Below are 14,278 nucleotides of genomic sequence, written 5' to 3' on the forward strand. Positions count from 1 at the left end.
ATAAGTATTGACGCATAAGATGAATGCGAATCAAATAACTCATGTAATGCATAGAATATTTTTCCAAAATTATGATTAATATAGTAACCTATTCAAGGAGGAGAGTTATGATTTTAATATTTGTTTCTATATTCAGTAGCTACATAGCATATAAAATACACCAAGATTATAACCAGAAGAACCGCTTCCACGGTTACATTTGTAAATATTTTTGTAAAAGGCTGCAGATAATATGAAAAAATTTGCAGTTTTAATTTTACTAATATCCTCTCTGTTTATTGTATCAAGTTGCGGAAGGGTAATACGTAGTGGGATAAATGATTATTACGGAGAATATCATTTTGAATTGCCGTTTAATCATAGCGTTAGCAATATAACCAATATGCTTTTTTTCAAAACAGACTATTCTATGGAACGAATGAACGAATTAATTAATGAAGCAGGATATAATGCGAGCTTGCATGAAAACGGAAATATAAAAACAATATTAATTTCTGCTGTAAAAAATGAGTTTACCTATTACTTTGTTATTTACGACAAAAATCATCTCGGCAATACAGATGTTTATACGCTGAGTAACGCTATGTCAAGTATTGATATTGATGTATCTGAAAGAGTTCCTAATCTTTATGTATTTTTGGTTCCTCTTCATATACTTGATACAATAACCGATTCTGACACGAAAAAAGTTTATAATTCATTTGACTACATTGCAAATTTTTATCGTGCAACTGGAAAAAATGATGTCGAAATAGATGATGTCAATAAGACAATTATTTTTAAGTGTGAGGGCAATCCAAATTTTAGTTGGGTACAAGGAGTGGTTATTATGCAATATTCTGAAACTGAAACTGGAAATTATTTAGAGATTAAACCGTTATAATAACCAACAGCAGACACGAATCGGCTCAACCAAGGGGACGATTCTTGCGGTTGATGAAGATTTTAAAATGATGAGAGGACTTAGAGTGATAAAAATGCCAAGAACAGAAAGAAAAGTGAAACGCAAATTTATCATATTGTTATAAGAGGAATCAATAAGCAAGCAAGAACAGACCATGGAGATGTTTCGTTTGGCATAATTGGGGGCTAAAAACATACGCATATTTGGAAGGTAGAATAATTTTAGGCTCTGTACAAGAAAATGTTTATTTAAAATAGTGTGCTATATTTTTACAATTATGTAAATTTATTTTACAATTGAGATATAAGTATTGACGCATAAGATGATAAATATGAATCAAAGAGTTAATATACTATAAGGTATAATCGGTTGCTCAAAAGTATGGAATTCAGGATATTTGCATTTTACTATCATAGGTTTATGTAAAATTATTCCATAGTGTGATATTAGAATCTTATAAGAAGAGATAGTGACACTGGAAAATGTATAAGCGTTTAAAAACTATATAATTCTTTAATAAGGAGGACAACGAATGAATGATAAATTAGATCAAGAAGTCATATTAAATCAAGAAGACCTATTAAACATGTTAGATAGTCTGTTGGAGAAGTGGGATGAAGAGTGGTGGAATGAGTTCTACTCGGATAAAGGAAAACCGATTCCATTTTTCGTTAATGCTCCAGATGAAAACTTAGTGACTTACTTTGATAAATACTTTGATGATATTGGTAGGGCTTTAGATGTGGGGTGTGGAAATGGAAGAAACTCAAGATTTATAGCTTCAAGAGGATATGATGTTGAAGGGCTGGATTTCTCAAAAAAATCAATTGAATGGGCTAAAGAAGAAAGTAAGAAAACTGGTGACATTGCTCTATATGTTAACGATTCATTTTTCAACATTAACCGTGAGTTATCAAGCTATGACTTGATATATGATAGTGGATGTTTGCATCACATTAAACCCCATAGAAGAAGTCAGTATTTGGAGAAAGTTCATAGATTATTAAAACCAGGAGGGTATTTTGGGTTAGTTTGTTTTAATCTTAAGGGAGGGGCTAACCTATCAGATCATGATGTATATAAGAAATCTTCTATGGCGGGTGGGTTAGGTTATTCAGATATTAAGTTAAAAAAAATCCTTGGGACATACTTTGAAATAGTTGAGTTTCGAGAAATGAGAGAGTGTGCTGACAATGCATTATACGGAAAGGATATATGTTGGAGTATTTTAATGCGGAGGTTGGCTAAATGAGAAATTAATCAGACGTAATAGATGAAAATTGTAACGTAAGACTTTATATTTTACAAAGAAAGAAGGGTTAAAAATGATACAATCTGTTGTGCATATTGCTTTGGTTGTTAAAGATTATGATGAAGCCATTGAGTTTTACACAAAAAAACTCCATTTTACATTAATTGAAGATACCTATCAACCAGAACAAGATAAGCGTTGGGTAGTAGTATCACCGCCAGGCTCATCTGGAACTACAATATTACTTGCAAGGGCTTCAAAGCCAGAACAAGAGTCTTTTATTGGAAACCAAGCAGGAGGAAGAATTTTTTTATTTCTTGGGACAGATGACCTTTGGCGAGACTATGATGATATGATAACAAAAGGAATTGAATTCGTTAGAGAACCAAAAGAACAATCATACGGTACTGTAGCAGTTTTCAAAGATTTATACGGAAACCTGTGGGATTTAGTTCAATTTAAAGAAAGTCATCCAATGTTTCAACGAATAAAATAGTCTAAATCTACAGTGAAATTGCTACGCAAATTTCTTATATTGTGAAGAATCAAAGAATGATATTGCTTCGTATTATCTATTTTAGTCGTCACAGATGAATTAGGTGAAGTAAGGACTAGATTAAATTTTTATTTTATGGAATGAATTTTTAAGGGAGGGGACAGTTTTGAGGGGAACTGAATTATTCATATTGATTATTTTTTTAATACCTGTATATGGACTGTTAATTTGGGGATATAGAGAACCTGAAGAAAGCCACTTATTTGGTAGAAGATGGATGTATGAAGAAGAACCTGAATTAAGTGAAGAGGTTATTTGGCTTCATAAAAGAGTATCAATGATAGCCATTATTGTAATAACTTGTATGCTACTATTAACTATTTATCGAAGTTTTTGGTAGATAAAATAATATATATTTGTTTGATATAACAGATTATTAATAGATGACTATTGTAATTGCAAATAGTCTTAATACGCATTGTCTATTTAATGCACAGTTGATGTAAAATACTAGCTAATGGTAATTGCCATTATATATTAGGAGGTTGTAACTTGAGGAAAAATAATGCTATAACAATATCTTTAATTTCTATCATTTTATTTAGTGCCTTTTTTATAGCTATATTAATTTTTTATGGTGATATAATAACATTAAACAATTCACATAAGAGTTTTACGAGGGAATATTATGATTGGTATTTAGATTTTTACTGGAATGATCATATAAGCATGCTTGAGGTAATTACCTCAGCCGTTAAAATGACTTTCAGGCTAATATTCACAATACAATTCTTCTATTTAGTTGCTGATGAACAATATCAAAACAGAATAGATGTAAAGAACTTAGCAATAAGTATTATTCTGGGTTTAATCAGTAATTATTTAATTTCTATTTATATAAAATACTATGTTGAACATTATAGATTATTTATGACTATTATCTCAACCCAAATATTTTCTCTTGTTTTGCTAAGTATTGTCTTAAAACTAAAATTATCATTTAAAATGGATGGAAATCTTAACTAAATTGATGAACATTTTCTTTTTTATGTGCCACAAAATGTTTGAAATAAAGGAATGGAAATATGCTTGAAATAATAGCAATATAGCCATTCATTTACTTACTTATAAAATATGAACATGAGGCATTAACAAAGCCTCAATGTAAAAAAGACATAAAGATAGACATTTAAATTTTGTTCCTATAGTGTAATGTAAAATTATTCATCAGTACGATATGATGGTTTTGCAATATGGTAATAACCATATCATCTTTTAAGGCGTAAAAGATTATCTAAGCAATAGAAGCAACTAGGTTTTGTTCTGTGGTTTCCAGTATTTTGTTTTTAGAGGAGGGTTTGCATGAATCTGCCATTAATTTTTTTAGCTTCATCAATTTGGGTTTTAGCACTTTATTTACTAAATAAGGTATTTAACTACAAAGATAAATTAATTAAGCATTTTGGAATTGCAAAATATAAAATAATGCTACTTATTATATTTATACTTGCATTTCTAATTTTAAGATTAGGCTTTAATATTGACTTCTTTGGAAGTACAATTGGAGATTTAATATTCTGGTCCTACCTTTACCTAATAACTAACCCAGAACATTTTCGCTAAATAGAAATTTTATCTAGTTGTTACACATCATCTTTTCAATACCCATCAAATGGAAAATACTTAAATAACTGAAAATTCCAAGGGGGCACATGTCTAATGGGGAAAAAGTACCTTCTTATAATTTTAATGATCATTCTAATAATTGTGGTAGGCTGTGATAATTATATAGCAAGTAATGATGAGTTAGTCAAATTAGATCATCTCAAAACACCAGATGAATTAGAAATTTGGATTCCTGATTTAAACAAAAGAAATCTAGAGTTATCAATAACGGGATTAGAGATAAATGACTTAATAAGTAAAAGTAATCAGTTATCCAATGAAGAAATGAAAGAGCTAGAAGAAAAAATAGATCAGTATACAATTGAAGTGAATGAACTTCAAAATCAAATAATCAGAATCACCAACCCAGAGGCTATCAAAGATGTATTCGATAAAATTAGAGAGTCAAAAGCTAATTATGATAAATATTTAAGTGAAGACCTTTTAAGGAACGCTAATTACTATGCCGTACTACTATCATATAAGGATATAGATATACTAACAAATAGCCTAGAAGATGGGTATATTTTTTCTTTACTGATTTTTGAAGACAACACGCTGGTTTTCTTCGATAAAGTTTTCGATGGAGAGTTAGAATCAGTAGAGATTAATGCGCAATTTGATTATGAATGGTTTTATAGTCAGATTGAACAAGGTGGCAAGTAATAGCGCAACATTGTCATTTAAAGACGAATTAGATATTTAATGTGTAATTAATTGTTCGGGGAGGGTTGAAAATGAAGTCAAACAAATTATTTCATATTACTCTTGTTGTATTATTTGCTGTTACGGGTCTTATATCTAGGCAATATGATTTATATACTACAGAAAGAGCTGTATGGTGTAACTGGTAAAATAAAAGGGAGAGATTTTGGCAAACAAAAACGGAGAATAATTTCCAATTTACTACAATAATAATATCCCTTCTGGTAGAATTAGTTAGCTAGTGACACCAGAGGAGGAATGAAATTGAAGGAGTGGAATATGTTTGCTGAAATCCAAGGATACAAGTCCAAAGGACTGAATAAATCACAGGTAGCAAGGAGGCTGGAGATCGACTATAAAACAGTACATAAATATTGGGATATGACACCAGATGAATTTGCAAGCTTAAGACAAAGAACTGAATCTAGAGAAAGGAAGGTGGACAAATATAAGGACGAAGTCTTAGCATGGATTAGAGAACATAGGGATTTATCAAGTGCTCAAATATATGATTGGCTAGAGGAAAAATATCATGTGCTGGACTTTAAGGATAGAACTTTACGACTATATGTCAATCACTTAAGGGAAGAACATAAGCTCCCTAAAGTAGTTTCAGCAAGGCAATTTGAGGAGGTGGATGAGCTTCCTATGGGATATCAAGCACAGGTTGACCTGGGCCAAATATGGCTAGATAAACCTGACAAAACAAGAATCAAAGTATATTGCTTTGGTATGGTTTTATCCCATTCCAGACATAAATACATCTATTGGATAGACAAGCCCTTTACTACCCAGACATTCATTGAGGCCCATAATAAAGCCTTTGAATATTTTGGAGGAATGCCTAAGGAGGTTGTTTATGACCAGGACAGAGTCCTAGTGGTATCAGAAAATCATGGAGATATCATATACACAGAAGGATTTCAAAACTATATTAATTCCCTTAAGTTTAAAGTGTACCTTTGCAGGGGTTATGACCCACAGAGTAAAGGGAAAATTGAAGCCGTAGTGAAATATGCCAAGTATAATTTTGCAAAGAATAGAACATTTGTAGATATTGACTCATTTAATGATGATTCGCTGAAATGGTTAGAAAGAAGAGGTAATAAAAAAGTCCATGAAACAACAAAGAAGGTACCGGCAGAAGTGTTTGCCCTGGAAAAGGAACACTTAAAGCCAATACCCACTCTATTTGTAAACACAACTAATACAAATAGTTTAACCTATCTCGTTAGAAAAAACAATACAGTTTTTTACAAGCAAAATAGATACCAAGTCCCTACGGGAACCTATTCTCCAGGGAAAGAGGTTAAATTAATTATTAAGAAAGATACCATGGAAATTAAGAACCAAGATACAGAACAGTTAATTATTGAACATAAAATCAGTCAGGATAAAGGAAAATTAGTGAAAATAGAGCACTATGATAGGAATGAGAGTAAACACTGTACAAGTCATGAAATCTACAACAAAGTGTTAAAAAGCTTAGACCATACTGAAAAGGCTAATGAATTTGTTGATGTATTAAAAATAGAGAAGCCAAGACACTTTAAAGATCAATTTGCCCTAATAATGAATACAGTAAAAAACCAAGACAAATCAATTGTTCAAAGGGCATTAAGCTACTGTATTGAAAGGAAATTGTTTAGCGCAGGGCTCTTGAAGGATGCCATACAGTACTTAAAACTTGAAGAAAACAGACAACTAAATAAGAAGTACTTTAAAGCTGACATAACTACTCCTTCAAAATATCAGGATTTAAAGCCTCAAGTACGAGATATTAGAGAATACATGAGTGCCCTGAAGGAGGATAAAAGAAAATGGAAAAATTAGAATCAATAAAGGATCACGCTAAAAAACTCAAATTGAACTACTTAAATACCAATGCAGATTCCATCGTTGAAAATGCTGACATAAACAACATTTCATATCAGAATCTTTTACTGTCAATATTAGAAAACGAAGTCGATCTCAGAGAGAAAAAGGCCCAGGAACGCAGAGTTAAGGCTGCAGGCTTTCCGGTACTTAAGACAATAGAAGAGTTCGATCTAACCTTTCAAAGATCGATTACCCAAAGACAAATCAATAGTCTTATTGAGATGGACTGGATAGATAGAATGTATAATCTAATACTTTTAGGCCCTCCAGGGGTAGGTAAAAGCCACTTGTGTATTGCATTAGGGTACAAGGCTGTAGAGATGGGCTACAAGGTTAGCTTCACCACCATGGACAATCTGATGCACTGTTTAAAAACACAGGAGATATCAAGAAAAAGCAAAGGGAAAATCAACAATGTTTTATCTTCTAGTCTTCTGATCATCGATGAGCTAGGTTACCTCCCCATATCAAGAGAAGAAGCGAACTTGTTTTTCCAATTAATATCAGCCCTTCATGAACAAACATCGTTAATTATTACCTCCAACAAAGGGCTTGAAGATTGGACCGAGTTATTAGGGGACCCCGCTTTAACCACGGCAGTGTTAGATAGAATCACTTACAGATGTGAGCTATTTAATATGACAGGTAAGAGCTATAGATTAGAACATCGAGAATCATTGTTTTAATAGATGAAGGAGGCGATTGTGATTATGTTGTTAAGAGAGAAAGATTTAAAAAAGTATTTGTTTAGCAGAAGGATAACTATCTCTGATGGCTTAAAGCAGGAATTATTAAATGAGTATGGATCTCCTGTAGAAGATGATGAAGGTCATATTTTCGAGTATACGGAGCAAGATATTTATGAGCAAATCAGAAAAGTCATAAGAGATAAAAACTAATATTCGTTTAATAAAGTTCAGTGATTATAAGATAAATTACAAGCAGTAGTGTATGGAGAGATTTGGAAATTACTATGGAAAACTATTTGCCAAAATTTCTCCAAAAACACTTGCCAGTTACATATGGGAGACAATAGCTTTTACAATAATTTTTATTGTTGGAATAATAATGATTTTTAAGCCAAATTATTTAATTAATGCTCGGTCAAATCCAGGATATTCTAAGGTATTAGGAGTTCTATTTTTGATTTTATCTATTACTAGAGTTGGTAGTGTTTGGCATCTTTAATGTAACTATTTATTTTCTGTAAACCTTTTAAATGTGAAGCAATTAATCTATGTTAAACGATACCACAGGAAAGTGATCAAATGAATTATCCATATTGTCAAAAGGAATTAATAGAGGGATACATCTATGGTGATAGGTATTCTTTAAAGTGGTTGCCTGCTGATAAATTTGTTTTTAGGAGTGGCAATTGGCTCAAGAAGTACTACCTCATGTGGATAATTCTCTGAGACCTAAAGTGCGGGCCTTTAAATGCTATGAGTGCAAAAAAATGATCATGGACCTTGACCAATAGAAAAATAGTTTTGGACAATAAATGACTATAGGAGGAATCATCAGTGAATATAAAAGATAGGATAGAAATTTATAAATACTGCAATGAGTTATTTAAAAGGTATGAGAAAGAAAATGAGGATTGTGTTGCTATTGAAGACTATTTTGGAGATGAAGTCATGGAAACTGCAGGCAAAAAATATGGTTTATCATTAGAAGAAGTAGAAGAGATTTATGTAGATGTGCAAACGCTTTTTATGGAAGCTGCTGTAACTAAGCTATCAAATAAAAAATTGAATTAGGTGGTTGGAGACATATAATCAACCGAGCAATTTTTTTTACTCTTTACACAGAACATAAGTTCGGATATGCTTATAGCCAGGAAGGAGGGGGAATTGTATGCACAAAAGGGTTATTTTTCATATAGATGCAAATTCAGCCTATTTATCTTGGGAAGCAGTTTATAGATTACAACAAGGAGAGACAGTTGATTTAAGGAAAGTCCCTCAGTTATTGGAGGAAATGAAGAAAAAAGGCATGGTATTGTGCTAGCTAAATCAATTCCAGCGAAAAAATATAATATAAAAACAGGAGAAACCTTATTCTCCGCAAGAAACAAATGCCCAGAGTTAGTGATTATTCCACCAAGGTATACCCTATATATGCAGTGTAGCCGTGGCATGATGGAAATACTTAAAGCATATTCACCTACTGTACAAAGATATTCCATCGATGAAGCATTTCTAGATTATACTAATATGGAAGAATACTTTGGAGATCCTATTCAAGCCGCTTATACAATCAAAGAAAGAATTAAAAATCAGCTAGGATTTACAGTGAACATCGGTATTGGAAACAATAAACTTCTGGCTAAAATGGCTTCAGAGTTTGAAAAACCAGACAAAGTACATACCCTTTATAAAAATGAAATAACAAAAAAAATGTGGCCATTACCAATAGAAGAATTGTTTTTCGTCGGTCCAGCAACCTGGAAGAAGTTAAAAAGTAGAGGCATCATGACCATAGGAGGGCTGGCAAATACAGATCCTGATTACCTACAGAAGTGGCTAAAAAGCCAAGGCTTATTGATTTGGAAATATGCCAATGGTTTAGATGATTCACTGGTGAAAAATGATGGCGTGCCTATTAAGGGATTAGGCAACTCCAATACTGTTGCCTTTGACGTAACAGATCATGAAACTGCCTATCAAATTCTACTGGCCTTAAGTGAAACAGTAGGGATGAGAATAAGAAATGCTGGGAAATGTGCCTATGTTTTATCTGTTTCTATTAAGAATCACCATCTAATTTCCCATAGCCATCAAAGAAAGTTAGATGTACCCATAGAAGGCACCAATGAAATTTATGAAAATGCAAAAGTACTATTTAATGAAATGTGGCAAGGAGAGCCTCTTAGACACTTTGGTATTCATTTATCCTCTCTATGCGCCAATGATTTTTATCAACTGTCTGTATTTGCCACAAAAGAAAAAGAAAACAAAAATCTTGATAGAACAATTGATGAAATTAGGCTGAAGTATGGCTGTAATACACTAATTCGCTCATGTTTTTTAAATTCTAATATAGAGCCCTTAATGGGAGGTGTGCTGACGGAGGAAGAGTACCCAATGATGTCGAGTATATTATAGGTGTAAAGGAGACAAATATGTCCAAAACAAAAATCCCAGTAGGTATTCTGTGAAGGACATTTTTTGTGACTGAAGATGGTTGTGGGTCTTAGGGGTTTGCAAGGGAAGGGATTTTCTTCTCTTGCTTTTTTAATACTGAATAAAACTGAGCGCGTTGAAAACAGTCTTCTCACCCTGAAGATAGACCGTAAATAGGGGAAGTCTGTGGAAAGAGTAGAGGTGCCGGGCAGGACAAAACCCTAGTGATAGACCGCCATAGGGATGTGGGTAACGATACAATAAAACAAAACAGAATAAGTTGTCTACCATATCCACAATGTAAGCAGAGATGAGACCCCAGAGATGTCCTGGCAGGTACAGTCTACCGGTATCTTCATTCATGCTGTAAAAGAGGTAGCCTGTGCCAGTAAAGATTAAGAAGAACATCAATGGATGAAAACATTCTTGTCAAAAAATGTTCATAGGTTTATTCTTCGTACCTTTCTTACATGTTAATAATCGTCCAGCACTATAATTGCGCTTATCTTGACTTAATTTGTCTTCGCAAATATTTCATAAATTCCTCTATTATGTACTCATTTTAATTCCCCTTGTTAATAGGTATATTATTGTATTTAAGTGTGTCTTTATGTTGCGCAAAACTTATATCCAACGCCTTTAACCGTTTGAATCAATGCTGGCTTTTTAGCATCTCTCTCTATCTTTTTTCGTATGTTACTTATATGAACCATCACTGTTCTATGATCTCCAAAACTCTCAGTAGCCCAAAGGGTTTCAAATAATTGTTCATTACTAAATACCCTATTAGGATTTTTGGCTAATAGAGTCAATAGTTGGAACTCCTTAGGAGATAAAATAATTTCTTGTCCGTATACTACCACAGAATGATTGTCTAAATTAATAGTCAAATCCCCATAACATAATCGTTTATTTTGGGCATTGCTGTAGTTTGAATTTTCCAGTATACGATTTCGACGCAAATGAGCCTTAATCCTTGCCAGAAGTTCCATTGTATCAAAGGGCTTACTCATATAGTCATCTCCACCAGCTATTAATCCGATGGATTTATCACTTGGAGTAGATTTGCAACTCAGAAAAATAATAGGTGTAGATAAATTTTTACGTAATGCCTGGCACACTTCAATGCCGTCTAAACCAGGAATCATCATATCTAGAATAACTAAGTCGGGATTGAAAGAGAATGCACATTCTAATGCTTGATGACCATCCATAGCTAAAATCACCTGATATCCTTCTTTTTCTAAGTATAAAGTGATAATCTCTCTAATATCCTCATCATCATCTACAACCAGTATCGTTTCGCCTGCCAATGACTACACCTCCTTAAGCTTGATCACCTATTAAAGTTTAAATTTATTTGGTTTTAACTATGAATAGGTAGTGTGAAGAAAAAGTCACTACCTTTTCCGAGCTCACTTTCAGCCCATACCTTTCCACCATGATATTTTACAATTTCCTTAACAATAGCAAGGCCTAGACCACTACTATTAGCTTGCCTCGCTTTTGAAACCATATAAAAGCGATCAAAAATATGGGGTAAATCTTCTTGGGAAATTCCAACTCCTGTATCAGAAACGTTAACAAGAAGATTTTTTTGATCTCTAGTCATATCAAAACTTATCTGGACTTTATCCTTATCTGACGTGTACTTTAAGGCATTTGTCAATAAGTTTGAAAAAACTCTTTCAAGTTTATCTATATCTACCCTTACAGATAAAGCTTCTATATTATTAGCATCATTGATCCACTTATTTGGATAATAAACTTTGAATTGCACTTTTTCATTTAACATATCTAATTCATATTTTTCCGAAAGATTTTCTATTAACGTTTTTACTGGAATTTCAGTAAATTCTAACTTCAATTGTTGAGATTGTAATTGTGATAAGTCTAATAATTCCTGTACCATATGGTTTAAATGATCGGTCTTACCAATCACCCTTTTTAAATATTTATTTTGACTCTGGGGTTCGTTTACAACTCCGTCTAAGATAGCATTTACATACCCTTTAATGGCTGACAAAGGCGTTCTCAGGTCATGAGATATATTCTGCATCAAACACTGAAGAGACTTTTCAGATCTAGAAACGGCTTCATATGCTTTTTTAAGCTCATTTTTTGAAGTTTCTAAAGCACGTGTTCTTTCTTTCACCTTTTCCTCTAAGTTTAAATTTGCATGTTTTAACTGTTCTGATAACAATTCTACACTAGAAAAACTTTTTGAGAATTTCTTAGCCACAACTAAAGATTGAGTAAATACAAAGATTAATAATCCCCAAGAAGATAGATTGCCTCTGGTGATAATGCTTCTTAAAAAATGGTTATTAGTATCTGATAATAAGGTACTAAGAAATAGGATATCATTAATTGCAGTTAATACAAGAGTAGTTAAACCAATACCAATCAAATAAGCCCCTTCCCTTTTTCTATAACAGGTTGTCATAATAATATAAAGGACATATGCAAATACCATCAATGAAAAAAACTGATAGAGAGGGTTGAATGGGGTGAACACCTTTACGGGCATTAATAAAACTAAAAGTCCAAAGCTTGAAGCGATGATTTGAATAAAAGTGTTAACTTTTCTAGAAACATCATAGGGAAATGCCGCTCTTAAGAATAATAAGACCAAAGGAACACTCAAGTAGTATGCTAGGGTTTGTATCTTATGAGCTATTTCCCAGTTGAAATTAGGAAAAAGATGAATAAAGTATATCTCCCCAACTAATAGAGTTCTTAGACCAATTATGATTGAATATATGCCAAAATAAAGAGTGGTCCTGTCCTTTGTTCTAAAAAGAAAAAGCACCAGGTGATAAAATCCAATAATAAATAAACTACCAAATAGAAAAAGCTCAAGTGCAAGGTTTCTGGTACGTACTTCGGTAATTTCAGATGCAGAGCCCATTTGGATACTTTCTAATATACCACCACTGCGATGCCGATAATTTGCTACTTGAACCACTAGTTCAATCACATCTGTTTCTGGGTGAATATATTTTACTTGAGGCAAATATTGAGGAATCGTTTGCTGATTATCGTTACTAACCTTACCAGCTGAAGCAATAAGCTCCCCATTAACCCAAAGGTTATAGGAAGTAAAAATTCGTGGAATTTTAATACCGAGTATCTCATCGTCTGGATGATAAATTCTCAGTCTATAGGTCCCATAGCCCTCCCCTGTAAGCTCCTCTTCGTCAATCAATAACTTATTCCAAGCCCTTGGAAGGATGATTAGATCTCTTTCTTTTATTGGAGTCGTTTCTTTAAAGTCTCCTGGGGTAAAAAGCTCCTGCCAGTAAAACTCCCACTGCCCGTTTAAATTAACTACACCATTCTCTTTCCAATCCCAGTCTGTTAGGTCTAGTATACCATCCACTGCTTTAGGTGTATCTGTGGTTGAAATATCACTATATGTACAAGCTGATAATAATAAAGAACCTATAAAGAATATAATGAAAATTTTAATAAACTTTCTGGACATAAGTAACCCCCAACAGTTTTTCTATCTAAAGAAATTTTTAGTTTTTTTTAAAGTTGTCTTAAGCTGCTAAGATAGCATTTGATGATAAAATTATGTCATTAGCATATTTCGACAAATGTGACGGTAAATCCTCTATATCAAAGCAGAATTATGTCAAAATTTCCATGTTTTAAAACATTATCAAATTAATGATGATATTGTCTATGTAGTTTAAGACAGTATCAAAGTATATTAAGAAAGATTGTTAGAATTCTAAAATACTTGAGGAAGCTTATTTTATTTTGTCAATAAGAACAAAGGAGGAGAAAAAGATGGAGATTTCAAGTCTACAGCCCAATAACCATAGTCAGATGATACAGACCCAGTTGCGGTCTAAAAATAAGGTATCTGAGACAAAAGCTATGGATTCGAGCCCACAGAAGCCTCAAATTCAAGATGTTCTAAAAAGAAAAAAAGAAGGAGAGCATCTCAACATAAGGGAAGAAAAGCTAATAGAAATGATAGAACAGGCCAATAAATTCCTTTTAAAACCCCCGACTGAGCTACAGTTTTCTGTGCACGAGGATACCAAACGAATCAGTATTAAGATTGTTAATACTGAAAATCAAGAAGTACTAAGAGAAATTCCACCAGAAAAGCTACTGGATATGGTAGCCAAGATGTGGGAGCTTACAGGTTTGCTTGTAGATGAAAAAGCTTAGTATAAAATGAACTTTAAGTAATGTAAAGGTATTAAAATCCTATAGGCGACTGATGGATAAAGACA

General features: G+C 32.9%; 18 protein-coding genes. 16 read left to right on the top strand and 2 right to left on the bottom strand.

Going from position 1 to position 14,278, the window contains the following annotated elements:
• The first annotated feature begins 232 nt into the window (after positions 1-232).
• The 15 genes from AMET_RS08765 to AMET_RS08825 all read left to right on the top strand — a co-directional run bounded on the left by AMET_RS08765 (position 233) and on the right by AMET_RS08825 (position 10,007).
• Positions 233-883: a hypothetical protein gene (locus AMET_RS08765; RefSeq protein WP_012062969.1), complete on the top strand. Its 651-nt coding sequence runs from the start codon at positions 233-235 to the stop codon at positions 881-883.
• Positions 884-1,436: 553 nt separating this feature from the next.
• Positions 1,437-2,156 carry a class I SAM-dependent methyltransferase gene (locus AMET_RS08770; protein WP_012062970.1) on the top strand — a complete coding sequence of 240 codons (720 nt, stop codon included), beginning with the start codon at positions 1,437-1,439 and terminating at the stop codon, positions 2,154-2,156.
• A gap of 73 nt (positions 2,157-2,229) precedes the next feature.
• A complete protein-coding gene (locus AMET_RS08775) occupies positions 2,230-2,652 on the top strand; it encodes a VOC family protein (RefSeq protein ID WP_012062971.1) in 423 nt (140 codons plus the stop codon).
• A gap of 166 nt (positions 2,653-2,818) precedes the next feature.
• Entirely contained in the window at positions 2,819-3,052 is a 234-nt protein-coding gene (locus tag AMET_RS08780) for a hypothetical protein (RefSeq protein WP_012062972.1), read from the top strand.
• 152 nt (positions 3,053-3,204) lie between these two features.
• Positions 3,205-3,678, top strand: a complete 474-nt coding sequence (locus tag AMET_RS08785) for a hypothetical protein (RefSeq protein ID WP_012062973.1) — start codon at positions 3,205-3,207, stop codon at positions 3,676-3,678.
• A gap of 336 nt (positions 3,679-4,014) precedes the next feature.
• Positions 4,015-4,275, top strand: a complete 261-nt coding sequence (locus AMET_RS08790; RefSeq protein ID WP_041720545.1) for a hypothetical protein — start codon at positions 4,015-4,017, stop codon at positions 4,273-4,275.
• A 96-nt stretch (positions 4,276-4,371) separates the two neighbouring features.
• Complete coding sequence (locus AMET_RS08795) at positions 4,372-4,983, top strand: hypothetical protein (protein ID WP_012062974.1); 612 nt, start codon at positions 4,372-4,374, stop codon at positions 4,981-4,983.
• A gap of 303 nt (positions 4,984-5,286) precedes the next feature.
• Positions 5,287-6,855, top strand: coding sequence for an IS21 family transposase (gene istA, locus AMET_RS08800; protein WP_049765184.1), 1,569 nt, complete (start codon positions 5,287-5,289; stop codon positions 6,853-6,855).
• Positions 6,843-7,586 carry an IS21-like element helper ATPase IstB gene (gene istB, locus AMET_RS08805; RefSeq protein WP_012062302.1) on the top strand — a complete coding sequence of 248 codons (744 nt, stop codon included), beginning with the start codon at positions 6,843-6,845 and terminating at the stop codon, positions 7,584-7,586. The genes istA and istB overlap by 13 nt, the downstream gene beginning before the upstream one ends.
• 24 nt (positions 7,587-7,610) lie before the next feature.
• A complete protein-coding gene (locus AMET_RS08810) occupies positions 7,611-7,799 on the top strand; it encodes a hypothetical protein (RefSeq protein ID WP_041720379.1) in 189 nt (62 codons plus the stop codon).
• A 52-nt stretch (positions 7,800-7,851) separates the two neighbouring features.
• Complete coding sequence (locus AMET_RS08815; RefSeq protein WP_041720546.1) at positions 7,852-8,088, top strand: hypothetical protein; 237 nt, start codon at positions 7,852-7,854, stop codon at positions 8,086-8,088.
• An 80-nt stretch (positions 8,089-8,168) separates the two neighbouring features.
• Positions 8,169-8,315 carry a PF20097 family protein gene (locus AMET_RS27340; protein ID WP_408626396.1) on the top strand — a complete coding sequence of 49 codons (147 nt, stop codon included), beginning with the start codon at positions 8,169-8,171 and terminating at the stop codon, positions 8,313-8,315.
• A gap of 108 nt (positions 8,316-8,423) precedes the next feature.
• Positions 8,424-8,660: a hypothetical protein gene (locus AMET_RS08820; protein WP_012062975.1), complete on the top strand. Its 237-nt coding sequence runs from the start codon at positions 8,424-8,426 to the stop codon at positions 8,658-8,660.
• A 97-nt stretch (positions 8,661-8,757) separates the two neighbouring features.
• Entirely contained in the window at positions 8,758-8,910 is a 153-nt protein-coding gene (locus AMET_RS27050; protein ID WP_330368731.1) for a hypothetical protein, read from the top strand.
• Positions 8,904-10,007: a Y-family DNA polymerase gene (locus AMET_RS08825; protein ID WP_012062976.1), complete on the top strand. Its 1,104-nt coding sequence runs from the start codon at positions 8,904-8,906 to the stop codon at positions 10,005-10,007. Before AMET_RS27050 ends, AMET_RS08825 begins: the two co-directional genes overlap by 7 nt.
• A 626-nt stretch (positions 10,008-10,633) precedes the next feature.
• On the opposite strand, the gene AMET_RS08830 is transcribed toward AMET_RS08825, so the two are convergent.
• Positions 10,634-11,338, bottom strand: a complete 705-nt coding sequence (locus tag AMET_RS08830; RefSeq protein WP_012062977.1) for a response regulator transcription factor — start codon at positions 11,336-11,338, stop codon at positions 10,634-10,636.
• Positions 11,339-11,391: 53 nt separating this feature from the next.
• Positions 11,392-13,512 (bottom strand): sensor histidine kinase, encoded by a 2,121-nt coding sequence (locus tag AMET_RS08835; protein WP_012062978.1) that lies wholly within the window; start codon positions 13,510-13,512, stop codon positions 11,392-11,394.
• 311 nt (positions 13,513-13,823) lie between these two features.
• Between AMET_RS08835 and AMET_RS08840 the strand changes: the two genes are divergently transcribed.
• The gene (locus AMET_RS08840; protein ID WP_012062979.1) at positions 13,824-14,213 is read left to right on the top strand and encodes a flagellar protein FlaG; all 390 of its coding nucleotides are present in this window, start codon (positions 13,824-13,826) and stop codon (positions 14,211-14,213) included.
• The last annotated feature ends 65 nt before the right edge of the window (positions 14,214-14,278 follow it).

The sequence above is a fragment of the Alkaliphilus metalliredigens QYMF genome, assembly GCF_000016985.1.
GTDB classification, from domain to species: domain Bacteria; phylum Bacillota; class Clostridia; order Peptostreptococcales; family Natronincolaceae; genus Alkaliphilus_A; species Alkaliphilus_A metalliredigens.